16 protein-coding genes are annotated in these 24854 nt (G+C 53.7%); 8 read left to right on the top strand and 8 right to left on the bottom strand.

Features of this window, described 5'->3' with window-relative positions; genetic code table 11:
- Positions 1–113: 113 nt before the first annotated feature.
- Positions 114–1955: a sensor histidine kinase gene (locus tag IEY39_RS11905; RefSeq protein WP_188931692.1), complete on the top strand. Its 1842-nt coding sequence runs from the start codon at positions 114–116 to the stop codon at positions 1953–1955.
- Entirely contained in the window at positions 1952–2623 is a 672-nt protein-coding gene (locus tag IEY39_RS11900) for a response regulator (RefSeq protein WP_188931691.1), read from the top strand. Before IEY39_RS11905 ends, IEY39_RS11900 begins: the two co-directional genes overlap by 4 nt.
- Here the strand turns inward: IEY39_RS11900 and IEY39_RS11895 are convergent.
- Both IEY39_RS11895 and IEY39_RS11890 read right to left on the bottom strand, forming a co-directional pair.
- Positions 2601–3365, bottom strand: coding sequence for a response regulator (locus IEY39_RS11895; protein ID WP_188931689.1), 765 nt, complete (start codon positions 3363–3365; stop codon positions 2601–2603). The genes IEY39_RS11900 and IEY39_RS11895 overlap by 23 nt on opposite strands.
- A 2-nt stretch (positions 3366–3367) precedes the next feature.
- Positions 3368–6538, bottom strand: coding sequence for a ligand-binding sensor domain-containing protein (locus IEY39_RS11890; RefSeq protein WP_188931687.1), 3171 nt, complete (start codon positions 6536–6538; stop codon positions 3368–3370).
- A 129-nt stretch (positions 6539–6667) separates the two neighbouring features.
- On the opposite strand from IEY39_RS11890, the gene IEY39_RS11885 reads away from it, so the two are divergent.
- Genes IEY39_RS11885 through IEY39_RS11870 form a run of 4 tightly spaced genes read left to right on the top strand, consistent with a single transcriptional unit; the run spans position 6668 to position 13709 of the window.
- Positions 6668–9694, top strand: a complete 3027-nt coding sequence (locus IEY39_RS11885; RefSeq protein ID WP_188931686.1) for a SusC/RagA family TonB-linked outer membrane protein — start codon at positions 6668–6670, stop codon at positions 9692–9694.
- A 25-nt stretch (positions 9695–9719) separates the two neighbouring features.
- Entirely contained in the window at positions 9720–11276 is a 1557-nt protein-coding gene (locus IEY39_RS11880) for a RagB/SusD family nutrient uptake outer membrane protein (RefSeq protein WP_188931685.1), read from the top strand.
- Positions 11263–12747 carry an arabinan endo-1,5-alpha-L-arabinosidase gene (locus IEY39_RS11875; RefSeq protein WP_188931684.1) on the top strand — a complete coding sequence of 495 codons (1485 nt, stop codon included), beginning with the start codon at positions 11263–11265 and terminating at the stop codon, positions 12745–12747. Before IEY39_RS11880 ends, IEY39_RS11875 begins: the two co-directional genes overlap by 14 nt.
- On the top strand, positions 12729–13709 hold the full coding sequence (locus IEY39_RS11870; protein ID WP_188931683.1) for an arabinan endo-1,5-alpha-L-arabinosidase: 981 nt from the start codon (positions 12729–12731) through the stop codon (positions 13707–13709). The genes IEY39_RS11875 and IEY39_RS11870 overlap by 19 nt, the downstream gene beginning before the upstream one ends.
- Here IEY39_RS11870 and IEY39_RS11865 read toward each other — a convergent pair.
- Positions 13653–14030, bottom strand: a complete 378-nt coding sequence (locus tag IEY39_RS11865; RefSeq protein ID WP_188931682.1) for an RNA polymerase sigma factor — start codon at positions 14028–14030, stop codon at positions 13653–13655. The genes IEY39_RS11870 and IEY39_RS11865 overlap by 57 nt on opposite strands.
- 118 nt (positions 14031–14148) lie before the next feature.
- Between IEY39_RS11865 and IEY39_RS11860 the strand changes: the two genes are divergently transcribed.
- A complete protein-coding gene (locus IEY39_RS11860) occupies positions 14149–16062 on the top strand; it encodes an alpha-L-arabinofuranosidase family protein (RefSeq protein WP_229688883.1) in 1914 nt (637 codons plus the stop codon).
- A 185-nt stretch (positions 16063–16247) separates the two neighbouring features.
- On the opposite strand, the gene IEY39_RS11855 is transcribed toward IEY39_RS11860, so the two are convergent.
- From IEY39_RS11855 to IEY39_RS11840, 4 genes are all read right to left on the bottom strand, one after another.
- Complete coding sequence (locus IEY39_RS11855; RefSeq protein ID WP_188931680.1) at positions 16248–17648, bottom strand: C45 family autoproteolytic acyltransferase/hydrolase; 1401 nt, start codon at positions 17646–17648, stop codon at positions 16248–16250.
- Positions 17649–17660: 12 nt separating this feature from the next.
- Entirely contained in the window at positions 17661–18884 is a 1224-nt protein-coding gene (locus tag IEY39_RS11850) for a BamA/TamA family outer membrane protein (RefSeq protein WP_188931678.1), read from the bottom strand.
- Between the two features lie 145 nt (positions 18885–19029).
- Positions 19030–20019 carry an ion channel gene (locus IEY39_RS11845; protein ID WP_188931676.1) on the bottom strand — a complete coding sequence of 330 codons (990 nt, stop codon included), beginning with the start codon at positions 20017–20019 and terminating at the stop codon, positions 19030–19032.
- Between the two features lie 32 nt (positions 20020–20051).
- On the bottom strand, positions 20052–22949 hold the full coding sequence (locus IEY39_RS11840) for an FAD-binding and (Fe-S)-binding domain-containing protein (protein WP_188931674.1): 2898 nt from the start codon (positions 22947–22949) through the stop codon (positions 20052–20054).
- 37 nt (positions 22950–22986) lie between these two features.
- Here IEY39_RS11840 and IEY39_RS11835 point away from each other — a divergent pair, with 37 nt between their 5' ends.
- Entirely contained in the window at positions 22987–24222 is a 1236-nt protein-coding gene (locus tag IEY39_RS11835) for a glycoside hydrolase family 88 protein (protein ID WP_188931671.1), read from the top strand.
- Here the strand turns inward: IEY39_RS11835 and IEY39_RS11830 are convergent.
- On the bottom strand, positions 24213–24854 hold the full coding sequence (locus IEY39_RS11830; protein WP_188931669.1) for a GNAT family N-acetyltransferase: 642 nt from the start codon (positions 24852–24854) through the stop codon (positions 24213–24215). The genes IEY39_RS11835 and IEY39_RS11830 overlap by 10 nt on opposite strands.

The raw sequence follows: 24854 nt of genomic DNA, 5'->3' as shown, positions 1-24854 counted from the left end.
TTAGTAACCAGGGGGGAAGTTATTGTAGCTTCGGCGAGAGACAAAAAAGTCCTGAATTTTCCGCAATTTCAATTGAACAAGTACTATTGTATATTTTTTATTTACATTTGAGTATGCGGCTATCGCCCCTGCCAAAACTCGTATTACTACTCCTGGCTCTTATGGCCGGACATTCCCTCCACGCCCAGGTTTCCGATTCGCTACATCACCGGCTGGCCAATCTCCTGGTACAATACCGGGCCCGGCTGTTGAAAGATACGGATTATCTCCGTTCGGTTGATTCCATCGCCCCGTTGCTCGAAGGAGACGATAGCCTTCCGGGACTGTTGTCTACCTACCGGCAGATAGCCTTTGGTGATCCGACGCTGGGACGCCGGCGGGCCAACTACTACACCTACCTTGCCCTCAATGCGTATAATGCCAGCAAATTCGGGTCGGCCATTTATTACTCGGAAAAGAACAATGAAGAAAGAGTAAGGGCAGGCATCTTTGAAAAAGGCGAGCTTGCCCATAGCGACCTTTTTGCCCTTTCGCTTTATTACAATAACCGGGACTATCCCAAGGTCATCATGAAACTGTTGATCCTTGGCCCCGCCCTTAACCGGGTTCCCGCTGCTGTTACGGCTGGAAAGGCAAGCCCCGAACAGGTATTCCTGGCGCTTAGTATTCTCGAAACGGCTGTTTACACGTATGCAAAAACGGGCGATAGCGTGGCGCGCATGGCTGCCTTCAGGCTTGCGGCGACCATTCAGCAAGAGGTGAGGCGGCAACCGGAGAAATACGCCCGCTTCCTGCCTCAATACAATTATCTTGAACATTGCACCGCTTATCGCAACGAACTGTCTCTTGGACACCCTGAAGCGGCCCAGCAATTATTACACTCCGCAATCGATGACGTGGAATCCGCGGATTTCCCAAAGAACCTGAAAGCCGATTATGGCGTATCGTTATATACAGAGGCGGTGGACTTCTATTTCGACCGAAACCAGGTGGACAGCGCCCGGCGTTATCTCGACATCCTCCACGGACACGGCGCCAACGCAATGTACGCCGTTACCGATCAGGGTTTTCTGCTGGTAGGGGACAGCCGTTTGCTGGCGGGGGAAGGAAAGTATGCCGAAGCTTACCAGGCTCTCCGGAAAGCCTGGCTGCTGCGGGACTCGGCCTTTTATGCCGTGAGCTCTGATAAGGACAACAACCTTTACGCCCTGGCTGAGGCGGAGAATGCCAGGGCCGAACTGTTGCGATCGGAAGAAAGCAAGCACGCCGCCCAGCGGTCGAATCTCCTTCTCTTCTTTATCCTCACCATGCTGGTGCTGGGAGGCGTCACGGCTTTTCTCATCTATCGCGCCCGGCAGCAACAGCGCCTGCTCGATCTGCAGGGACATCTCGCCCGCAATTTCCATGACACCGTCGGCCCCATGCTCCTATATGCCAACGCCCTTGTGAAAAAAGAAGCAGACCATCGACCCTCTACAGCGCTGGATGAGCTGAAAAGCCAGATCGGGCAAGTCATGGAGGCGGTGAGAAGCATCTCCCACGACCTGAAGTCAAACCGCCTCGGCACCATCAACGGGCTTGGCAAAGAGCTGTCTACGCTGCTGGAAAAGATCCGTGAGGCCACCGGCATCGGCTTCACCCTGACGGTGGACAACGACAACCGCGTTCTCAGCCACTTCCAGCTGACCCATCTGTTGAAAATTGTCCAGGAGCTGATCAGCAATTCTATCAAACATGCGGGTTGCAGCAGGATCATGGTTGTGATAAAGGGACATCCCCGCAACCTGCAGCTCGACTATTCGGATGATGGCAGGGGAATGGACCCCGATGTGGCTGCAACGGGCATCGGTCTGGCCAATATCCGGGAGAGGGTGGCTTCGCTGCAAGGTCTTTTCGAGCTCAACAATGCTTTTCCGGAAGGGTATTCCATCGCACTCTCAATCCCCTTGTTATGAAAGCATCGCTAACGCAATACGGTTCTCTTTTAGTGATAGATGACCACAATATGATCGTCAATGGAGTGCGGCTGCTCATCGGCGAGCGGTTTCGGGATATCTGGCATGCCAACGACGGCGCCACCGGTCTGGCCCTCGCGGTGCAGCGCCAGCCCAACCTGGTGATCGTGGATTTCGTACTGCCCGATGGGACAGGGGATGCCCTCGTCAAAGAAATAAAATATCGCTGCCCTGCCACCCGGATGCTTGCCTATTCCTTCAACGGCTATTCCGCTGCCGTCCTGAAAATGTTCGGGGCCGGTGTACACGGCTATGTCATCAAAAGCGAAGACGACGAAGAATTCGTCAGGGCCGTAACCGCCCTGCTGGACGGGAAGGAATACTTCTGCAAAGAAGCCCGCAATCATATCATCCATCGTGTTTTCCCGGAAGAAGAACATCCCCGGCTCATCGTGGCCAACACCGGTTTTTCCGGAAAAGAGATCGAGATCATCCGGCTCATCTGCCAGCAGAAGACGGCAAAAGAGATCAGCCGCATCGTATTTCTCTCTGAAAGGACCGTAGAACAATACCGCAGCAACATCACAAAAAGGATCGGGGCCCGCAATGTCGCGGGCATCATCCGGTTTGCCCTGCAAAATCACATCATCGACCTCGCCGATCTGTGACGTAATCGGAAGGGGTCATACCGAACTGTTTCAGAAAATTCCTGCCAAAATTCGTTTGCGAGTTATACCCCACCATAGTAGCCACTTCGTTGATGCGATAATTGCTTTCCAACAATAATTCCGCAGCCCTTTTGAGCCTGGTGAGATTGATCAGCTCGTTCGGGGTGAGGTCGGAGATGGATTTTATCTTCCGGTAGAGGGTGGGGCGGCTCATATTCACCAGCTGCGCCAGCCGTTCGACATCGAGATCGGGGTCTTCCAGGTTGGCATATATCGCTTCATTCAACTGTTCGAGGAAGAGCTCGTCGGCTTTGGAGTAGGCCATGCTCTTTATATGCACGATGGGACTGCTGGCGAAATATTCCCTGATCTTGGCCCGGTTGGCAAGCAGGTTGGCGATCTGTACCCGGAGGAATTCCGGGGAGAACGGCTTTTCGATATAGGCATCGGCGCCCAATTCGAGCCCTTCGATCTTGGATTGCAAGGTATTCCTCGCCGTTAGCAGGATCACCGGGATATGGCTGTATTCAAAGTTTGTTTTAATCAGCTTACACAATTCGAATCCATCCATGACGGGCATCATGACGTCCGAGATCACCAGGTGGACGGCCTCTTCCCTTAGCCGGGCCAGCGCTTCCTTTCCCGTGGTGGCTTTGATGACGGTGTATTTATCGTTCAGGTCCTGTTCAATGAATTCAAGGATCTCTTCGTTGTCGTCTACCAATAATATGACAGGATTCATGGTTATAGCGTTAGATTGAACTCGTTTTCCTGGTGGATGGGAATGGTAAGGGAAAAGGTGTTGAGGCCGTCTTCCGGCACTTTCAATACAAGGACGCCCTTATGCAGCTGCGCAAGGCTTCGTGACAGGGCCAGGCCGATGCCGGTGCCTTTTTGCTTTTCAGTCTCTTTTAACCGGAAGAATGGCTCGAAGATCTTTTCGCGCATTTCATAAGGGATTTGGTAGCCGTCATTGCTGATCTCGATCGTAAAGTAAGTATCCCCTTCGTCAAAGGGCCGCAGAAAGATGATCACTTTGCCTTCGGCATATTTCACCGCGTTGCTGAAAAGGTTGGCGAGTATCTTGTTAAAGGCATCGGTATCTACATAGGCGCATAGCCGGGCAACCGGCAGGGAAAGCTCGAAGCGGAGGTTTTTTTGTTCTGCGAGGGGTTTGAAGCTGATATAATTGTCTTCCAGCAGTTCGGGAATATTGGCCTTTACAAAATTCAGGCTGAATCCCCCGATCTCCGTTTGCCTGAAGTCCAGCAGCTGATTGGTCAGGTCGATTAGCCGGAGAGTATTTTTTTCCATGATGCGCAGGCTGTCTTTTATTTCCGTGACGGCGCCGGCCTTTTTTATCACTTTTTCCAGGGGACCCCTTATCAGCGTGAGGGGAGTCCTTATCTCATGCGCCACATTGGTAAAGAACTCGATCTTGGCATTGAATATCTCTTTCTCCTTTATTCTTTCGAGATGTTCGATCTTCCGCCTGTTCTTTTCTTCCACATTCCGGTGATAGATGCGGATGGCATACCAGATGCAAACTCCGCCAAAAAAAATATAAAAAGCGCATGCCCAGAGACTGGCCCACCAGGGTGGGAGTACCTCGATGGACAGCTTCGCCTCCTGTTCGTTCCATACCCCACTGCTATTAGAAGCCTTTACCCTGAAAACATAGTGGCCCGAGGCGAGGCCCGTAAAATAAACTTTCCTGTTTGTTTTTAAATGCGTCCACCCCTTATCCAGGCCATCCATTTTATAGGCGTATTCTGTCATCTCCGGGGCTGTATAGCCAAGTGCGGCAAAGTCGATGCTAAAGGTGGATTGATTATGATCGAGGACGATGTTATCCGAAAAAGGGAGAGATTGCCGGAGAGGGGACCCTTTCCGGGCGATGGGCAGCTCTTTGTTATCCACCTGGAACCCGGTGAAATACACCGGCGGCACAAAGGAATTCGGGATGAAGTCCCACGGACGGAAGCTGATCATGCCTTTGACGCTTCCGAAGTACATTCTGCCACCCGCGTCCCTGTAAGCCGAACTGAAATTGAACTGGTCGTTCAGCAGTCCATTGTCTTTTGTGTAATTGGTCAAGCGTTGCGTCCGGGGGTTGAAACATACCAATCCTTTGGAAGTACTTATCCAAAGCACTGCCTTTTCATCCTCCAGTATACTTAAAATGAAATTGGTGGGGAAGCCTTCCCGGGTTGTGAACCGGGTAAAGTCTTCCGTTGCCGCGTCATACCGGCACAGTCCTCCTTCGGTGGCGAACCAGAGGCTGCCGCTGCTGTCCTCGAATATGCTATTGACCCTGTCGCTGCCCAGGCTGCGCCTGTCGCCCATTTTGTACCGGAAATCCCGTGATTTGCCTGTGAGGGCATTGTAATAGTGAACGCCGTTGCCATATGTTCCGGCCCAAAAACCACCTTTCTTATCCCGTAAGAGACAGGAATACCAATTGTAGAGGGGCATGCCAGGCAAAGGTGTAAAGTAATCTTTCGAGGAATCATATGCATAGGCCCCGCGGGTGGTGCCCAATAAAATACCTCCCGAAGGATCCTGGTAGATGCAGTAGATGAAACTGCTTCTCAGATCGTGCTCCCCGTTGCCCGTGGAATAGTGGCGGATAACCTTGCCACTGGGAATATCCATGATATCGAGACCATGTTCGAAGGTGCCTATCCAGAGGCAGTTGCTATGCACCAGTAATCCGTGGATATTACTATAGGAAATGCTTCCCCTGGCGCCGGTAGGCAGGAAATGGGTGAACAGGCCGGTGGCCGTATCCAGCCGGTTGAGCCCTGCATCTTCGGTTCCGATCCAGAGGTTGCCGTAGCTGTCCTGGTGTATCTCGCGGACGACATATCCATCCAGGGAGTTCTCCCCGCTTTTGGGAAAATATTTCCGGAAGGCATTGTATTGCCTCGGATAGTAATTGACGCCGCCGAAGTAGGTGCCCGCCCAGATGCCCCCTTCCTTATCCTTACAAAAGGTGTAGACGGCATTGTCGGAGAGGGAATAAGGATCATTGTATTTTTTCCGGAGGTTGAGCACCTGCCCCGTCCTGGAATTATAGATGTAGACGCCCGATTCTGTACCGATCCAGCACTCGTCATCGGAGGTCTGGATAAAATTCCGTGCAAAGACAGCCGTCCTGTCTTCATTATACGTGAGGATGTCTTTATAGGCGGAAGTTCGGACGTCGAATAGTTTTGCGCCCTGGGTCGCGGTTCCGACCAACAGCGTGCCGCCTGCCGTGGCATAGACCCTTTCCAACCACCTGTCCTGTGTCTGGTCGGAATGATCGAACAGGTCGAAGCCGGTGAAGGCATGAGTTCCCTGGTTCCATCGGTACAGGAGACCGGCGGCGGAAGAAACCCACAGCGTGCCATCGGCCGAAATGCATAAGGACGTCGCTTCAAAATAGCGGCCGATGTCGAAATAATCCAGCCGCTGCCTCCCCACCGGCAACTCCATCAGCGTAAAACCCGAAATGAACCACAAATCTCCACTTCCATCCATAACAACATCCCTGATTGGGCCATCCGCGGCCCCGTCGACCACCCGGAAGCTTTCGGTAGCAGCGTCGAAGCGGTAAAGGCCCTTTTCCGTACCCACCCACAGGAGACCCTTCTGATCCTCATAAAGACAATGGATAAAATTGCTTCCGATGCTGCTGCTGTCGTCAGGATCGTTGCGGAAGATCTTGAAGGAATAGCCGTCAAATCTGTCCAGGCCGTCTTTTGTTCCAAACCATAAGAACCCTTTCTTGTCCTGCAAACTACAAATGACGGCATTATTGGAAAGCCCGTTCTCCACCTGCAGATGCCGGAAGTAATAGGGCTGGCCGAAAAGGGCGCTACCCATGAAAAGGGAGGCTATGGCAAGTATGAAGGTCCTGGTGGTCACCATCCGAAGTTGAGATGATTTGCTGAGACAATGATACGAAAATATGAGTGGAATATGGAGATATCGCTATTTTTGAGCTGACGATTAAATGTTTTTTTGACACTTAAGATTGCCAAACCAAATTAATGCTATATGAAAAAATGTAAGCTCCTTTTCCTTATCCTGCTTATTTCATGCGCCGCCATGGCGCAGGCCCCGGTGAAGGGCAGCGTAAAGGACAAGGATGGGAAGCCGGTGGCCGCGGCTACAGTGACTGTGAAAGGGAAGAACATCAGCACCAGTTCTTCCGAGGATGGCAGCTTCTCCATTCCTGCCAGCACCGGCGACATCCTCGTCATATCTTCCATCGGGTTCGACGACTATGAAATAAAGGTATCCAAATCCCCGCTCAATATCAATCTGACTACCAGGGCAAACGCCTTGAATGACGTGGTGGTGGTCGGTTACGGTACGGTCCGAAAGAAAGACCTGACGGGCTCGGTCGCCGTCGTCAATGTGGACAATGCAAAGAAGACGGCATCCTATGATGTCGCCAAGCTGCTGCAGGGACAGGCGGCAGGCATCAGCGTACAGGGATCGGGCGAGCCCGGCGGGTATGTGCAGATAAAGATCAGGGGGGTCACCACCTTTGGGGATAACAGCCCATTGTTTGTCATCGACGGTATCCCGGTCACCGCGCCTTATGATTTCTCGCCGGATGATATCGAGACCATCCAGGTGCTGAAAGATGCCTCTGCCGCGGCCATTTACGGGTCGAGGGCAGCAACGGGCGTGATCATTATTACGACAAAAAAGGGCCGGCCCGGACCCGCCCGCATCAGCCTGAACGGCTGGGCCGGGATGCAGAAGGTTCCTAAGACAATACCGCTTGCCAACAGGACGCAGTATCAGCAGATCGTGCGTGCGGCGGAGACCAATGCAGGGTTGGCCCTGTCGCCGGGTAACGATCCTTCCAGTCCGGAATTCATCTCGAATATCAACACCGATTGGCAGAAGGCAGCCCTGAAGACGGGCTTTATCCAGGACCATAGCGCCGGGATCTCCGGCGGCTCCGAAGCCGCATCTTACAATCTTTCCCTGGATTATTTCGATCAGACGGGCTACCAGGTTGGTCCGCAGGGCTATAAGCGATATTCGCTCAACAGCAGCATGCAGGGAAAGAAAGGAAGGTTTAGCTATGGCGCAAAATTCGCCTACACGCAGTCGAACAAGGGAAATTATGCGGCGACAAATGGACATGCCGTATTCGGCGGCACCGTCACCAGCATGCTGACGGCCTTTCCGACTATCCCCGTGTACGACCCGACCCGCCTGGGCGGATACGGTGGCAGCGACAAGGTGTTGAATGGCGGCATCTCTGCGAATGTAGTCGGCATCAACAAGCTCGTCAACGATCACAGCGACCGCAACCGCATCCTGGCCAATGCCTGGGGGGAAATAGAGCTGCTGAAAGACCTCAAATATCGCATCAGTGTAAGCTTCGACCGCACGGACTATAAGAACTTCCACTATGAGCCCAAATTCAATATGGGTTACTACTATATCAATACCCAATATTACATGTATCAACAGATGGGCGAAGCAAACACCGGTCTGGTCGAAAATACCCTTAATTATAATTTCCATGCCGGCGACCACCATTTCGAATTGTTGGGCGGCATCACCTATCAGCAGGATAACTACGACCAGATGTCTGCGACCTCCACGGATACGACGACCCTTGTCGCACAAACGTTTGGGGCCGTCTCCAATCCCAGCGCCAATACGGTCACCAGTGATAAGGGGACGGCTACCCTTTTCTCCCTGCTGGGCCGGGTGAACTACAACTACCAGGACAGATATCTCCTGACTGCCAATTTCCGGCGGGACGGGTCTTCTAAATTCAGTCCCTATCACCGGTACGGGAACTTTGCCGGTTTTGCGGCGGCCTGGAATATCAGCAATGAAAAATTCATCTCCTTGCCAAAAGACGTGAGCAGCCTGAAGCTGAGGGCGGGATATGGAACATTGGGCAACCAGACCTCCCTTGGCTACTACAGCTGGCAATCCTATATTGACGGCAGTGTCAACTATGTCTTCAACAATGTCCTGGCGCAGGGCGGTACCACGGTGTCGGTGACGGACCCGTCCCTCAAGTGGGAGAGTACCACCACCAAGAATGTCGCGGTCGACCTGGGCCTCTGGAATGAGAAACTCACCTTCACCGGCGAATACTTCTACCGCGAGTCGAAGGATATCATTACCCAGATACCCATTCCGTTGTCGGTAGGTTCCTTCCCACAGACCCTGACCACCAATGCCGCCACCATGACCAACCAGGGATTGGAATTCACGGTGGCCTATCACCACTCCACCGGTCCGGTGAAGTTCAATATCAGCGGGAATGCCTATACCTTAAAGAACAAAGTATTGAAACTGGGCGGGGCCAACAATCCCATCTATGGTGCGGGCAGCAAGACAGCCGTGGGCCGGGAAGTAGGGGAATTATACGGTTACCAGACGGAAGGGTTGTTCCAGAATGCCGCGGATATCGCGAGCCATGCATTCCAATCCGCTTATACTGCGCCCGGCGATGTGCGGTTCAAGGCGCAAAACGGAAAGGACAATACCCACGCCTATACCATCACCGATGATTCGGACAGGGTCTACCTGGGCTCGGCCATCCCGAAACTGTACTTTGGGTTCAACTTCGACGCTTCTTATAAGAATTTCGACATCTCCTTCTTCTGGCAGGGGAATGCGGGCAGCAAGGTCTTCAATGGCGTCTATGCGGCCTTGATGAGCGGGCAGTACAACAATGCGCATACCGATTATCTCAATTACTGGACCCCGACGAATACCAATACTAATGTTCCGAGACCGGTCATCGGGGACCCCAATGGTAATGGCAGATTCTCCGATAAGTTTGTAGAAAGCGGCACGTACATCAAGCTGCAAAATGCGCAGATCGGGTATACCTTCCCTTCGTCGGTCATCGGCAGGGGGCACGTCTTCACCCGCCTGCGGGTCTATGTCGGCGGGCTTAACCTGGTCACTGTTTCCAAATACAAAGGCTATGATCCCGACTTTATCAGTGACGGGTTGTTCAGCCGCGGATATGACTACGGCTCTTTCCCCAATCCCCGGACATTCATGGTTGGCCTGCAGGCAGGTCTCTAAATCACTAACGAATAAAGTACGACATATGAAATTCTCACATATTATTTTCCTCGCCGCCCTGAGTTGGTTTGCCGGCGGCTGCAACAAAAAGCTCGACCAGGCCAATCCCAACGCGCAGACCTCGACCTCCTACTGGAAAACCTCGGCAGATGCCGTTGCGGGTATCGATGCGGCATATGCGCCGTTGATGCTTGACGGATGTTATATGCGGTTTACACCCATCCTGCTGGATGTCCGTGGGGACGATGTACACAGTAACAGCCCCTGGACGGCCATCTCCAATGTAGGAAAGTTTGCCATAGGCACCAGCGATCCATCCGGCTATGGCTGGTCGTTCGATGAATATTATGAAGGCATCTTCCGGTGTAACCAGGTGTTTGAATATGTACCCGGCATCGCCATGGATGCTGGGGTGAAGAATCGCATCCTTGGGCAGGCTTATTTCCTGCGGGGCTTGTATTTCTTTCACCTTGTGAACCTGTTCGGCAACGTGTCCTTACCTCTGAAGGCCCCGAAGGGCCCATCCGATTTCTTCGTTGCCCAGTCCACACAGGCCCAGGGTTGGACCCAGGTGGAGGCGGACATGCAGGCGGCGATCAACCTCCTGCCGGTGACGTATGATACGGTTTCGGGGGCGGATGCGGGACAGAAAGGCAGGGCCACCAGAGGTGCTGCGATGGCCTACCTTGGCAAGGCTTATCTGTTTAACCATCAATTCCAGCAGGCTTCCGATCAGTTTAAAGCTATTATCAATCTGGGCATCTACAGCCTGATGCCGAATTACAAGGACAATTTCACCCTCAACTATCCCAACAATGCGGAATCGCTGTTCGAGATCCAGTTCTCTACGTCTGCGGGTGGCACCGACCTGGGCTGGCAGGGTGTACCCTTGTCCTCATGGGGAAAGACCTCTGCGCGGGCCATCACCTATGGGGCGCCTGATTATGGGTGGACAGATGTCCAGCCTACCAAGAGTGCTTTCAATGAATTCTTCCTGGAGAAGACCGTGGACAGCCTGGTAGACCCCCGCCTCGACGCCACCATGTTCTACAACAAACCCGGCGAGACGATATACCTGGATAATTTCGCCGTCAAATATGGTTCTAACATCGGGTTCCTCAACGATGTTTTCAGCCGCAAATATGAGAACGGAGATGGCTATCAGGCCAATGAATATAGCTGGCGCAGCGGCATTCACGACAGGCTGATGCGCTATGCGGACGTGCTGATGATGTATGCGGAGTGCCAGAACGAGCTGGGCAACACTGCCGTGTGTGCTCAATACATCCAAATGGTGCGCACAAGAGCCCGCCTGCCCAATCGGGTCGCAGAATTCTCCACCTATACCCAGGCGCAGATGCGCGACCAGATCGGGCACGAACGGCTGCTGGAGTTCTGCCTGGAGGGACACCGCTTCGACGACATTCGCCGCTGGGGCTGGCTGTCCGATGCGACCAGGCTTTCCTGGCTGAAAACCCGGGACCCGGAATTCAACGGGTATATACCCGGCAAGGAACTCTATCCCATCCCGCAAAGTGAAATAGACAACAATCCCGGCGTTAAGCAAAATGCGACATATTAATTACGTTACCCTCATCTTCTTGTTCCTGCTGGCTGCCTGCTCTAAAAAGAGCGGGTCGCCAACGGGAAGCACCACAACGGACACCACGACCAGTGTCACCGCCGCATTCGATATCAATTCGATCGAAGACACGTACGCGGATGTAGCCGACTTCACCTATTACTCCAAATGGGGACCCTACAACGTACACGACCCGAGCATCAAAAAATTCGGCCAGTATTATTACTGTTACAGTACGGATGTAGCTTATGGAACCTCGGTGAGACCCGGAATTCAGGTGCGGAAGTCGAAAGACCTCGTGCAATGGCAGTTTGTGGGCTGGGTCTTTCCATCCAATGTACCGCTACCGGCCTTGGGGTCCGCTTATATCACGTCGCAGGGCGGCACACCAAACAATGCCTTGTGGGCGCCTTATGTGTTGCAGGTTGGTGCGCAATACCGGCTGTATTATTCCCTTTCTTCCCCCACTCCGCGGCTTTCGGTGATCGGGCTGGCCACCGCGTCGTCGCCTGAAGGACCATGGACGGAGCAAGGGACAGTGGTCGCCTCTGCGAATGACAACACTACACAGACCAACGCCATCGATCCGACAGTGATGACCACGCCTTCCGGCAACCAGTATATGTATTATGGCAGCGCCTGGGACGGGATCTATGTCCTGAAGCTGGATCCCGCAACGGGTCTGGCGGCCACGGCGGGGGACAAGGGGACGCGCATCGCCAACCGGGGCTTTACGAATGGCCAGTACAATGGGAATATCGAAGGGGCGGAGATCATCTACAACGCTACGTTGGGGAAATACTTCCTTTTTATTGCCTATGACTGGTTGCAGACAAAATACAATACCCGGGTGTGCCGGGCCGATCAGCCGACGGGACCATTCCTGGACTTTAACGGCGTCGATGCCAATACCAATATCGACCATACCCCGATGATCATCGCGCCTTACCAGTTTATGGGCCATGGCGGCTGGCAGGGTGTTTCTCACTGCACCGTCTTCACCGACGACAGCGCACATTATTACTATGCCAGCCAAGCGAGGCCGGCCGTCAACAGCTATTTTATGGACCTGCATGTGCGGAAACTGTTCTGGACAGTGGATGGCTGGCCGGTAGTTTCCCCCGAACGGTATGCCTGGGAGGACAATAGTCTCGTGCCGCAGGATTCCCTGGCAGGTAGTTGGGAGCGAATAGTCTTGAATTATACGGTCGTGCCAGGCTATGCCTCGACACAGGTCTCTCCCGACATGCAGGTTTCCACCCTGATCACCCTTTCCGCCGACGGGACGGCCAAGGGCCCTGCACAAGGAATATGGAGCTACACCGCTCCCTGGTTGCAGATCAGCTGGGGTGGGGGCGCTATCGAAAAGGTCTTTGTACAGAAAGGCAGGGATTGGGAGAACAAAAAGAGCACCATTATATTCACGGGATTGAACAACACAGGCACGGCAGTATGGGGAAAAAAGCAATAACAGCCGTCCTCCTCCTGCTCATCATCACCGCGCAGGCCCAGCTTACAACGGCGCCACCGGTGCACGACCCTGTGATGATCCGCCAGGACAGCCTATACTACATCTTCTGCACAGGGCGCGGCATCAGCGTCTGGTCTTCCCCCGACCGCCAGCACTGGACAGCCCGGGCGCCTGTCTTCAGCAGCCCGCCGTCCTGGACCACTATCACCATCCCGGGTTTCACTGGTCATTTCTGGGCCCCTGATATCAGCTTCCGCAACGGGAAATATTATCTCTACTACGCTGTTTCCATCTTCGGTAAGAACACTTCCTGCATCGGCCTCGCCACCAACAAGACCCTCGACCCCCAGTCCCCGGATTTCAAATGGGAAGACCAGGGAAAGATAATCCAATCCATCCCGGGCCGCGACCGTTGGAATGCTATTGACCCTAATCTCATCGTCGACGATCAGGGCGCCCCCTGGCTTGATTTCGGCTCGTTTTGGGATGGCATAAAACTTACCAAACTTTCCCCCGATGGGCGGTCCCTCGCCGAGCCCCAGCAGTGGTACACCATCGCTTCGCGCCATCGCACGGAGACGATTCCCGACACCGCCGCCGGCGACGCCGCCATCGAAGCGCCTTTTATTTGTAAAAAAGACAATTATTATTATCTCTTCGTATCTTTCGATTATTGTTGTCGCGGAGAGAAGAGTACATACAAGATGATGGTGGGCCGGGCCGGAAAGATCCAAGGGCCTTACCTGGATCGCGACGGCACCCCGATGACCCTTGGCGGCGGCTCACTGGTGCTGGAAGGAGATAGGAATTGGAATGGAGTAGGGCATTGCGCCGTGGTGGAATGCGTCGATGGTTACTTCCTTGTGTTTCATGGATATGACGCAAAGGATAATGGGAGATCGAAATTACGGATCGAGCGGCTTATCTGGGTCGACGGGTGGCCGGTCGTCGTTCGACAATGATCCCGATCCCAGTGCATAGAACGATGGGTCGATGAGCACCGTGTTTTGTAAAGCCATGATCCTGTCTTCGTACCCCAGTTTTTGCAGATGAGCAAAGACCTGCCGGATGAGGATGCGATATACAAAGGCCGGAGGACGGACTTCTTTCAAAAGAATGTCCCTGTTCTTCCAGAGCTCGTCGAAGACATTGACGGTTATCAATTCCAGTTCTTTTTCATCCGTCAGCCCGGTCAACTTGGAAATTGCCGAGAAGATGGATGGATAATAAAGATCGATGAACTGTCCGAATAGCAAAAGCTGATCTGTCGATTCATCACTCATGTCGAATAAATTTTAATAAGGTACAATGGTATACAATAGTCAACGCCACCATCGGAAACGTAACCGCGAAAGGATGTTTTTTGGGGTTTTTCTGTTCTTTTTTGCTTCCCCGCTGTTTTTGCAAACAGCTGTTGCCCAGGAGATTACCGTAGAGGCGGACAAGCCGGGGGCTGCAATCCGGCCCACCATGTGGGGCATTTTCTTCGAAGATATCAATATGGCCGCCGATGGCGGCCTCTATGCAGAATTAGTCAAAAACCGTTCCTTCGAATTCAATAATCCCCTAATGGGCTGGACGGAGCATAGTTCCGTCCCCGGCAACGGTAATATCCTTGTCCTTAACCGGGGAGCTGAGAACCCCGACAACCCCCGGTTCATCCGTGTCACCCACTATACCGACGGCGAGTATGGTCTTTCCAACGAGGGCTTCCGGGGCATGGGGATAAAACAGGGGGAAACGTATCATTTTTCCATTTGGGACCGGCCCGCCGCCCCCGTAGCGCTACGTCTCGAACTCCAAAACCCCAACGGGCAACCTATCGGCTCGGCCAGGCTCCTCCTTAATCCTTCCACCGACTGGAAGCGCGACACCATCTCCTTCACCGCCACTGTCACCGAGGCCAAGGCCCGGCTCTACATCGGTTTCGAAGGCCAGGGCGTCGTCGATCTCGACATGATCTCCCTCTTTCCCCAGCATACCTGGAAACAGCGACCCGGCGGCCTTCGCGCCGACCTCGTCCAGTTGCTTGCCGATATGCACCCCGGCTTTATCCGCTTCCCCGGCGGATGCATCGTCGAAGGCCGTGATCTCACCAACCGCTATCAATGGAAGAAAACCGTGGGGAGAGTGGAAGATCGCAAACTGATTATGAACCGCTGGAATGTCGAATTTGCGCACCGGTCGACCCCGGATTACTTTCAGTCGTTCGGCCTCGGCTTCTTCGAGTACTTCCAGTTAGCCGAAGACATCGGCGCTGAGCCCCTGCCCATCCTCAATTGCGGCATGGCCTGCCAGTTCAATACCGCCGAAGTGGTGCCCATCCCGGACATCGATCCTTATATCCAGGATGCCCTCGATCTCATCGAGTTTGCCAATGGCGACACCTCCACCAAATGGGGTGGCCTTCGCGCCGCCATGGGACACCCTGCACCCTTTCATCTGAAGATGATGGGGGTCGGCAACGAACAATGGGGACCGCAATATGTCGAACGATACAAGGTCTTCACCAGGGCCATCAAAGCCCGATACCCCGATATCCGCCTTGTCAACAGCACCGGCCCCGACCCCAACGGCGAGAAATTCGATTTTCTGAATGATACCCTGCGCAAACTGCACGCCGACATCCTCGACGAGCATTATTATAGAAACCCGGGATGGTTTCTGCAGAACGCCACCCGCTATGACCATTACGATCGCAACGGTCCGAAGATCTTCGCCGGGGAATACGCGGCACAAAGCGATAAAGTGGTGTCGGTGAACAACCGCAGCAACTGGCAATGTGCGCTGGCGGAAGCCGCCTTTATGACTGGGCTCGAGCGGAATGCCGATATAGTACAGATGGCTTCCTATGCGCCGCTCTTTGCCCATGTGGATGGCTGGCAGTGGACACCCGATCTCATCTGGTTTGACAACCTTCGGTCGTACGGCACGGCTGATTATTATGTACAAAAACTGTTTGCCAATAATAAAGGCACTGCTGTGCTGCCACTCACCCGCCAGGGCAGCCCGCTTACGGGACAGGATGGGCTCTATGGTTCGGCCTGTATCGATAGCGCTGCACGGGAGATCGTCATCAAACTGGTGAACACCACCGCCCAGCCGCAAAGCCTGAACATCCGCCTGGATGGGGTGCGAAAGGTGAGTAGCCCGGCACGGGCCTTCCTGCTCTCGGCAGCGCGACTCGATGCCGTCAACACGCTCGACAACCCAACGGCCATCAGTCCGGTGGGAACAAGTATCCCCAGCCAGGGTAAAAAATTGGCTTCAACACTGGCTCCCTATACTTTTTCGGTGATCAGAATCAAGATATAGGTGATTACTCATACAAAGTAGACCAATTGGTACGGTAATTGTGGCAAATCGATTACTTCCTCTACTGCACCACCTAATTTACTTTCCTGTGACTAACCTGTTATCGAAGAAAAAACCCATCCTCAATTCTGCGCATCTTAAGAATCTGTGGGGTAATGTACGGTCGTCCCGCCGCTACGTTGCCCCTATTTTTTTGCTGTGAACAAAGTCCATGGCTGCGCCTTCATATCATGCAGGTATCTCGACTCCCACTGATATTCCGGATGTGCCGTGAAGAAGGGCGATGCTAAAAAATCATCGCCATTCGGATTGCCCATGTGCGCCCAGAACTTCAGGTCCTTTGCCAGAGCGGCTGTCGTCACCTTCCCCTGAACAGTGCCTCCCGGGAAATACGGCCCCCAATCCCATTCGGGACATCCTTTCGGATCGGTATCGATGCGGCCCGCAATAACACACCGGCTTGCTTCCTTCGCCTTGGTGAGCTCGTTATAGCTGTCGCCTTCGATCGTCTTACCGGTCTCGGCATCCAGTTTTCCTTTGTAGTCGCTGGCAAGTTGCTCCCAGCGCCGCCGCCGGCTGTTGGGAGAGTTCGTACTGTCCGCCGGGTCGAAGGTCGTCTCTTCCTTGATCAGCTTTGCATCAAGCGGGAAATTGGAGCCGGTATAGATGCCATCCTTTGTGCGCCACACGGGATGATTCTTCAATCCCAGTTCGAGCCGGGCGATCTCATTGGTCTTGGTGTCCCCGACAAGCCAGTCATTGGCATAGCCGCCATTATCACCGGTGGTCATTATCTGGATGAAGTCGTCAATACTGTTGGAATACTGGGCTGCTTTCCTTGCCCGAACAAATTCGGGAATGGCCTTTTCATCAAAACCTTTAAACTGCGTTATCGTGGTCTCGGTGATGAGGATACCACTGCTCGTGATGACAAAGTCGTCTCCGCTATGGATGAACCCTGGCATCATATCCATGAACAACCGGTTGCCTGTTTGCGGAACGATGTCGGCGATGATATTCCATCGTTCGCCATAGACATAATCCGTCCAGTTGTTGTGCCCCATGGCGATCTGCCCGTCGGCTGTATAGCTGCCGGTGGCGATGAAGGCGCTGCAATTGCCCGGGGCCTTGTTATTGGCCGCAGCCGAACCGGGATGCTTCTTCTCCGCCAGCCACGGAACATAATATTGCGATAGTTCGATATACCCGTTCATCACCACCAGGTCGTACACATCATAATGGTATCCTTTTAGCTTCAATCCTTCCGTGATGCCCGTGATCTCATCCTGGTATTCCTTATCAATCTTGTCCCAAAACGCTCTTTTTACAAACTCCCGGTAAAAGGCCCAGTCCTTGCCGGACTCGTGTGGCAGGACGAGCTTCATCGCGCGGATGAGGTCGTCGATCTCGGCGCACAGGAGAAAACCATTCTGGAACCCGATGTCCCCGGGGCTTCCTTCCAGATGGACATAGATCCAGCCGTTCTTGTCTTCGCGGCTGGCATTGGCCAGGCGTGGATTTTTTTGTTGGGAAAAAACGGTAGTGGTCAGCAACAGGGCTGTCAGCAGTGCGGGTAATTTTCTCATATGGGGAAGTTACTAAAAAACCTCACCCAAATTCACAAAAAAACCACCCGATCCATGGATGCCCCAGCCATAATCCACGGCAATATTGGTGCGGGAGAATTTATTAAGGCTGATGCGGATACCTCCCCCATAGCCGGGGTTGATATAAGTATAATGCCCTGTGAGCATATCGGAAAAGGACTCGGCGTTGGCGAATACGACCCCACCCAGCAATCCGTTAGTAGTGATGCCAAAACGATATTCGGATTCCAGATAGAGCATATTCTTGCTGCGATAGCGCCCTTGGATATACCCCCGGCCCGTATTGCTGTATTCGTCCCATCCTGTACTGGGTAGCAGCAGGTAGGGCGGATTACCACTGCCCAGTGTTAGCCAGTCATAGCTCCAGAAGGCTAGAACATTATGGGTATTGCTGGGGAAAGTGATATATTTTCGCAGGTCGAGCAGCAGGGTCTGAAAGTTGTTATCGCTACCCAGGGAGGTGAGGCTGGGCCGGTAGATGAGGCTCAGATAGTTTCCCTTCTCCGGATTGATCTGGTTGCGGCGGTCGTCGAACAGCACATGCAGGGAAAAGCCGGCCGCAGCCTCCGTACGGGTAAGTCCATAGCGCTCGAAGTCTGTAGGCTTCGCAGCCGGTGGGTCCACCTCCTGGATGTTCCAGAAATAGTCCGCATCAAAACCCAACCCCAGGTAGAAATCCCTCGCAATAGTTCGCAAAATGGCCTGATGCAGCCGCAGATAGCCATAATAAATGTTGTAGCCACTGTCTGCACTCGAATTCCCGCCCAGTCCATAGGTGATGGATGGATAGCGGAGATAGCGCCAGTCCGTCAGAATATTATATTTGTTTCCCCGGGTCCAGATATTAGCCTGGACGGGAAGGATCACTTGCTGGTATTGGGTGTAGGCGATGCTGGTAAGAACGCTGGACAGGTTGGCCTGGTCATGTTCACTGGTATAAAAGGCAAAATCACTGGTTACCACCCCTGCAAACCCCGTCTGCAGGGTATAACCGGCCACCGGGAGGGCCGAGATATGCAATTTCCCCACTTTTTGCCGCACCGTGTCGATGCGGGTGGAATGATGGCCTTTTAGCAACGACCGGCCGACGTCCACGAGGTCTTCCTGGCTGTTGGCTATCTTTAAATGGTTGATATGCAGGGAGTCCTGCGCGTTTACGTGCAGGAATGAGAGGACAAGAAGGGCTAGGGATAGATATATTTTTACAGCCTTCAAGAATGTTTTTTCGGATAAATGAATAGAATCTTTGACCGACGATTGGCGAACCGGTTTAGTCCCTCATAAGAATACGTCGGCGTCTTTGGTAGGTTGGCCCACAAGATACGCAGGCGTCTTTAATAGGTTGCTGTGGGAAAAAAGATTAACCCTGTTTTAATTCCTCGTATTCGTTCAGCTTGTGCAGCTCGAGGATGGTCGTCTTCCCATCCAGGCTTTCCCTGTACATGGGGATAAACTTCCGGTTGAATTTTATCTCCTGGTAAGTAAAGGATGTTCTTTGTTGGACAAAATTGGAATAGACATCGTCAAACCCCCTGATGAGTACGTAGAGCTCCACATCGGCAGCCTCCATGTCCTGCGGCGAGAATCCCAGCAGCGGGCTCTGCTCATCGATGGGGTGAACGACCGTCCAGTTCAGCGGGAGGCTCTCAACCTTGGTACGCTCGAGGCTCAGGTCGTAATATACATACTCTTCGCTGCCGTCCTTTTGCATCTTCAACCCGATATTTACCCTGATCTGTACATCCGTGAGGGTATGTTTGTCCTTATAAGGGGCAAAACGAAACATCAGCGCCGTCTTATCCTTAAAAGGGCTTACAACGGCAAATTCGCTAAAAACGAGGAACGACCGGGGCCGGGAAAACCGCCCGAAAATGAGACCCGTGGCCAGGGCGAATGCAAGCCAGCCGCTCAACGCCTCGATGGCGGCGACAACATTGGCCGCGTCGCCGACGGGATTCACCCGGCCATAGCCCACTGTCGTAACCGTCTCCGCGCTGAAGAAAAAGGCTTCTTTTATTTTTCCCCAGGGGGTGGTCGCGATGACGCCCCCCAACTGGTCGACGCCTACCGCCAGGTAGAGCGACGTATAGAAAACATTGATGGCGAAAAAAGCGACCAGGATCAGCCCGACAAACTTCCACCGGGGCATGGACAGCATGCTATGATAGATGCTGAAGCGGTCGAGAAAGGCCATCCCTTCTTTCCGCAGATTGAAAGTGCCGTCACGGTTGATAAACCGGCCCCCGTAATTGGCCGCGTTGGTGCCAAAACCAGTGTCGTTATTGGTCTTGAGCAGCGGGTCTATCTTCCTGCTGAATGTCCTTGGATGTTTTACTGTCGTTTCTTCCATGAGATTCTCTTCCGCAATTTAAGCTGTCCGGGTCAAATAGCCAGCGCCGCGTATAAAACCTCCACCGGGTGCAACGCCTTTCTTCCCGTTCCGTCTTTTATCTGGTGCCGGCAGCTGGTTCCCGGCGCCGCTATGATCACATCCTCCCCCTGTCGACGCACCGCCGGCAACAGCACCAATTCCCCTATCTGCTGGGAAAGGCCATAATGCTCCTGCTCATATCCAAAGGACCCGGCCATGCCGCAACAGCCCGATGGGACTACACTCACCGTATAGTTCTCCGGTAGCGACAGCACTTTAACGCTCCCCGCCACCGAGGACAACGCCTTTTGCTGGCAATGCCCGTGTAACACGATCTGGCGTTTCTCTTTCGTGAAGGAGTCCGCTCCGATGACGCCCCGCTGAATTTCCCGGGCAAGAAAATCGTCTATCAAAAAGCTATTCTTTGCCAACTCCTTTGCACCTGCCAACAGTTCATCCGCCGCCAGATCAGGATACTCATCTCTAAAGGTGAGTATCGCCGAAGGCTCGATCCCCACCAGCGGGGCATCCGCCGTCACCAGCGGCGCCAGCAACCGCACATTCCGGTCGACGATCTTTTTGGCCTCCCGCACAAGTCCCTTCGACAGCCATGTCCGCCCGCTTTCCACATGCTCGGGGATCACCACGGTATACCCGAGTTTCTCCAACAGCAACACCGCCTTCATCCCGGTCTCCACATCGTTATAATTCGTAAACTCATCGCAAAACAGATACACCTTTCTCCCCCCGCTTTTCCTTTGCCGTTTCCCCCACCATTTGCGTAGCGTCGTCTTGTAAAGCATCGGCATCGACCGTTCAGGAGCAAACCCCACCAGCCGCTTCACCCAATCCTGTTTCATGAAAAAATTATACACCCCTGGCGCTATCATCCCAAGCCGCGCGCTCAGCGAAAAATTGGCGATCATCCTGCTGCGCATCGGGACACCGTTGGCGTCATAATAATGCTGGAGGAACTCCGCTTTTAACTTGGCGACATCCACATTGGACGGACACTCCGACTTACAACCCTTGCAGCTGAGGCATAGGTCCATCACCTCATAGATGGCCTTATGGTCATACCGGTTGGGCTTGTCGCTCCTGGTGAGGAACTCCCGCAGGATATTGGCCCGCGCCCGCGTCGTATCCTTTTCGTTGCGGGTAGCCATGAAGGAGGGGCACATCGTCCCGCCCGACAAATGGGTCTTACGGCAATCGCCGCTTCCGTTGCACTGTTCGGCATGTTGCAGGATGTCCTGGCCGTGAAACCGGAAGAGGGTAGAGAAGGGAGGTGTTATTTGCCCCGGATCATATCTTAGCTGCGTATCCATTGGCGGCGTATCTACAATCTTACCAGGGTTGAAGATGTTAGCCGGGTCCCATGTGCGCTTGAGATCCTTGAAAAGGCCGTAGTTCTTCTCTCCCACCATCAGCGGAATAAACTCTCCACGCAGCCGGCCATCCCCATGCTCCCCGCTGAGCGACCCCTGGTATTTTTTTACCAACGCGGCTATCTCTTCGGCAATGGTGCGGAAGAGCTTATTACCCTCTACAGTTTTCAGATTGATGATAGGACGCAGATGTATTTCCCCGCTGCCCGCGTGCGCATAATGCACCGAATACAGCCCGTATTTTTTTAATATTTCGTTGAAATCCCGGATATAGGCAGGAAGATCCTGGACGTCCACCGCCGTATCCTCTATCACCGGCACCGCCTTGTCGTCACCCGGCAGATTGCTCAGCAGACCGAGTCCTGCCTTTCGAAGCGACCAGATTCGTCCCGTATCCGCCCCGAACAGCAACGGAAAATGATACCCGAGGCCCGCTGCCCGCATCTCCGCCTCCACCTTCCCCGCGATGGCAGTGATCTCTTCCCGGTTGTCCCGCTTGAACTCGATCACCAGGATAGCGCCGGGATCACCCTGTACAAAAAATCTATTCTTCCGTTGTTCTATATTGTCCTTCGTGCACTCAAGAATATAATGATCGATCAGTTCACTCGCCGTCGGTGCATATTTAAGCGCGATTAGATTTGCCCGCAGCGATTCATCGATGCTCATAAAATGAACACAAAGCAAGCCCGTCTCCTTTGGCGGGAGGGGGGAAAGATCGAGCTTCATCTCCGTCAGAAAGGCCAGGGTCCCTTCGGAGCCGGCCATCAGTGTACAGAAGTTGAAATCGGGACAGCCGGCCGTAAATGGCGCCGTGTCCAGCAGTAGATCCAGTGCATAACCGGTATTGCGTCTTTCAATGCTTTTCTTGGGGAAGTTCTCGCGGATGCCCACTTGATTGTCATAATTGCTCAGCATCCGGCGTATCTCCCGGTAAACTTCGCCTTCGAGGCCCGCGTCTTCACATCGGGCGTGGAATTCATCCAACCCCAGCTTTCCAAAGGTCGCTTCCGACCCGTCGCTCAGCAGCGCCTTTACTTCCAGCAGGTGTTCGCGGGTACTGCGGTAGACAACCGAATTGCTGCCACAGGAATTATTGCCGACCATGCCGCCGATCATCGCCCGGTTTGCCGTGGAGGTCTCCGGACCGAACAAAAGCCCCTTCGGTTTTAGGAATAGGTTCAGATCGTCGCGGATAACGCCGGGCTGTACGCGCACCCATCTTTCCTCCACATTCAGCTCGAGTATCCCGGTAAAATACTTCGATACATCAACGATGATGCCTTTGCCAACCACTTGTCCGGCAAGAGAAGTCCCCGCAGTCCGGGGTATCAGGGAGGTCTTTTCCGCCCGGGCAAAAGCGATCAGTTTCCGGATGTCGTCCGTCGTCTTTGGCACGGCCACCGCCTGCGGCATCTCGCGGTAGGCGGAAGCGTCCGTGGCATAGAGGGTCCGCATGGTCGTATCATAATACAATTCTCCTTCCAGTTGGCGGCCCAATGCCTGCAATTTTTCATCCATGTCCGCAAAAATAAGCTCTTTCTCCTATTTTTGTCCTATGCACCGCACCATCCTCTTCATCGCATGCCTTGGCCTCCTCCTGCCAGTGGCACCAGCCAACGCCCAAAAAAATCAACAACTTCAACCCAAACCCGCCCTCCTCCACCTCATCGATGGCAACCTCCGCCAGGCGGTGAACCAGTATAAGGTGTTGATGGGCCGTGTCCCGGCAGACCGCCTCCCCAAAACATATTACGCCAATGCGGACAAACTCGAGACCAGCGACGCCGGCTGGTGGACGAGCGGTTTCTATCCCGGCACGCTCTTCTATCTGTACGAGTTCTCCGAGGATACCACCTTGCTCCATGAAGCGCAACGTCGGCTCAGCCTTCTCGAAAAAGAACAATACGATAAGGGTACGCACGACCTGGGTTTCATGATGTATTGCAGCTTTGGCAATGCCCTCAGGCTTATCGGGAAAAAACTCCTGCCCCAGTCCGCGGCGCCTTACGACAGCATCCTACTCACCAGCGCGCGCTCGCTCAGCACCCGCTTCCATCCCATTGTAGGCTGCATCAAGTCCTGGGACAGCAAACCCTGGCACTATCCCGTCATCATCGACAATATGATGAACCTCGAATTGCTGTTTTGGGCGACGCATATCACCGGCGACTCTTCCTTCTATAAAATTGCCGTCGCCCATGCAAATACGACTATGCGCAATCACTATCGGCCCGACTATAGCAGTTTTCACGTCGTGGACTATGATTCCGTCACCGGGGCGATCATCGCCCAAAAAACCGCACAGGGCTATTCCGATTCCTCTGCCTGGGCCCGCGGCCAATCCTGGGGATTATATGGCTACACGATGGTATACCGCAACACGCACGACCCGAAATATCTCCAGCAGGCGCAGCATATCGCGCATTTCATCCTCACCAATCCTGCGCTCCCCGCCGACAAGATCCCCGTCTGGGATTACAACGCACCCGCCTATCCACCGCTGCGCGATGCCAGCGCCGCCGCCGTCATGGCTTCCGCCCTCATCGAACTCAGCCACTACGTCCCTTCCGAAGAAGGCCGCGGATATCTTGAGGTCGCCGAAAAGATCATCGTCAACCTCTCCGACAATACCTACAAACCCGTGGTGGGTTCCAACGGCGGCTTTATCCTCCGCCACAGCGTCGGTCATTTCCCCGCCCACAGCGAAGTCGATGTGCCGCTCACTTATGCGGACTATTATTTTGTGGAAGCCATGCTCCGCTACCGGGAGCTTGGGAAAGATCATAAATAGCGGCCGGCCGTGCCTTCGATGGGTTTCCCCATGAAATCAAAGGCCCGTAGCCGTACATCCCTTAGTGGACTTTCTTCATATTCCCTGCTGGACAAGGCCCAGACCATCAGATCGACCGGCTTGCCGTTCTCGCCGGTGCCTTGATCTTTAAGCGTCGTTTCATGCCGGAATCCTAATCGCTGTGGGATCTTCCGGCTGGCGTGATTGGCGGGGTCGCAGCGGATCTCGAGTCGGGCGAGGCCTTCTATTTCAAAACCTACCTTGATGAGTGCGCTTACCACTTCGGTGGCATAACCCCGGTTGATATAGTTGACATCGATCCAATACCCGATCTCCCGCGCATCTTTGGCGATGCGGTTATGCAGTCCCGTGCCGCCTACCTGCACAGTTTCCGACTTGTCGAAGATGCCGTACACCGCATCCTGTCCCAGGTCGAACCGGCCACGGAATTGCCGTATCACGCTGATCATCCATTCCAGTTCTTTTGGCTCCTGGCGCGCCCAGGGTATCCAGGGCCGGAGATGATCGAGGCTCGACACGATGGCTTTTTGCAATTTCAACGCGTCGGCCGGTTCATAACAACGGATCACCAGCCGTTGGGTTTCTATTCGGTATGCTCGGGGTAGTTCCAT

The sequence above is a fragment of the Puia dinghuensis genome, from assembly GCF_014642875.1.
In the GTDB taxonomy this organism is placed as follows: domain Bacteria; phylum Bacteroidota; class Bacteroidia; order Chitinophagales; family Chitinophagaceae; genus Puia; species Puia dinghuensis.
Note: the sequence above shows the minus strand (reverse complement) of the source record. Positions and strands in the feature narration are given on the sequence as shown.

What these genes read in the sequence shown, in the direction of transcription:
- IEY39_RS11905 (WP_188931692.1), top strand. Translation starts at nt 114, where the DNA reads ATGCGGCTATCGCCCCTGCCAAAACTCGTATTACTACTCCTGGCTCTT.
- IEY39_RS11900 (WP_188931691.1), top strand. Translation starts at nt 1,952, where the DNA reads ATGAAAGCATCGCTAACGCAATACGGTTCTCTTTTAGTGATAGATGAC.
- IEY39_RS11895 (WP_188931689.1), bottom strand. Translation starts at nt 3,365, where the DNA reads ATGAATCCTGTCATATTATTGGTAGACGACAACGAAGAGATCCTTGAA.
- IEY39_RS11890 (WP_188931687.1), bottom strand. Translation starts at nt 6,538, where the DNA reads ATGGTGACCACCAGGACCTTCATACTTGCCATAGCCTCCCTTTTCATG.
- IEY39_RS11885 (WP_188931686.1), top strand. Translation starts at nt 6,668, where the DNA reads ATGAAAAAATGTAAGCTCCTTTTCCTTATCCTGCTTATTTCATGCGCC.
- IEY39_RS11880 (WP_188931685.1), top strand. Translation starts at nt 9,720, where the DNA reads ATGAAATTCTCACATATTATTTTCCTCGCCGCCCTGAGTTGGTTTGCC.
- IEY39_RS11875 (WP_188931684.1), top strand. Translation starts at nt 11,263, where the DNA reads ATGCGACATATTAATTACGTTACCCTCATCTTCTTGTTCCTGCTGGCT.
- IEY39_RS11870 (WP_188931683.1), top strand. Translation starts at nt 12,729, where the DNA reads ATGGGGAAAAAAGCAATAACAGCCGTCCTCCTCCTGCTCATCATCACC.
- IEY39_RS11865 (WP_188931682.1), bottom strand. Translation starts at nt 14,030, where the DNA reads ATGAGTGATGAATCGACAGATCAGCTTTTGCTATTCGGACAGTTCATC.
- IEY39_RS11855 (WP_188931680.1), bottom strand. Translation starts at nt 17,648, where the DNA reads ATGAGAAAATTACCCGCACTGCTGACAGCCCTGTTGCTGACCACTACC.
- IEY39_RS11845 (WP_188931676.1), bottom strand. Translation starts at nt 20,019, where the DNA reads ATGGAAGAAACGACAGTAAAACATCCAAGGACATTCAGCAGGAAGATA.
- IEY39_RS11840 (WP_188931674.1), bottom strand. Translation starts at nt 22,949, where the DNA reads ATGGATGAAAAATTGCAGGCATTGGGCCGCCAACTGGAAGGAGAATTG.
- IEY39_RS11835 (WP_188931671.1), top strand. Translation starts at nt 22,987, where the DNA reads ATGCACCGCACCATCCTCTTCATCGCATGCCTTGGCCTCCTCCTGCCA.
- IEY39_RS11830 (WP_188931669.1), bottom strand. Translation starts at nt 24,854, where the DNA reads ATGGAACTACCCCGAGCATACCGAATAGAAACCCAACGGCTGGTGATC.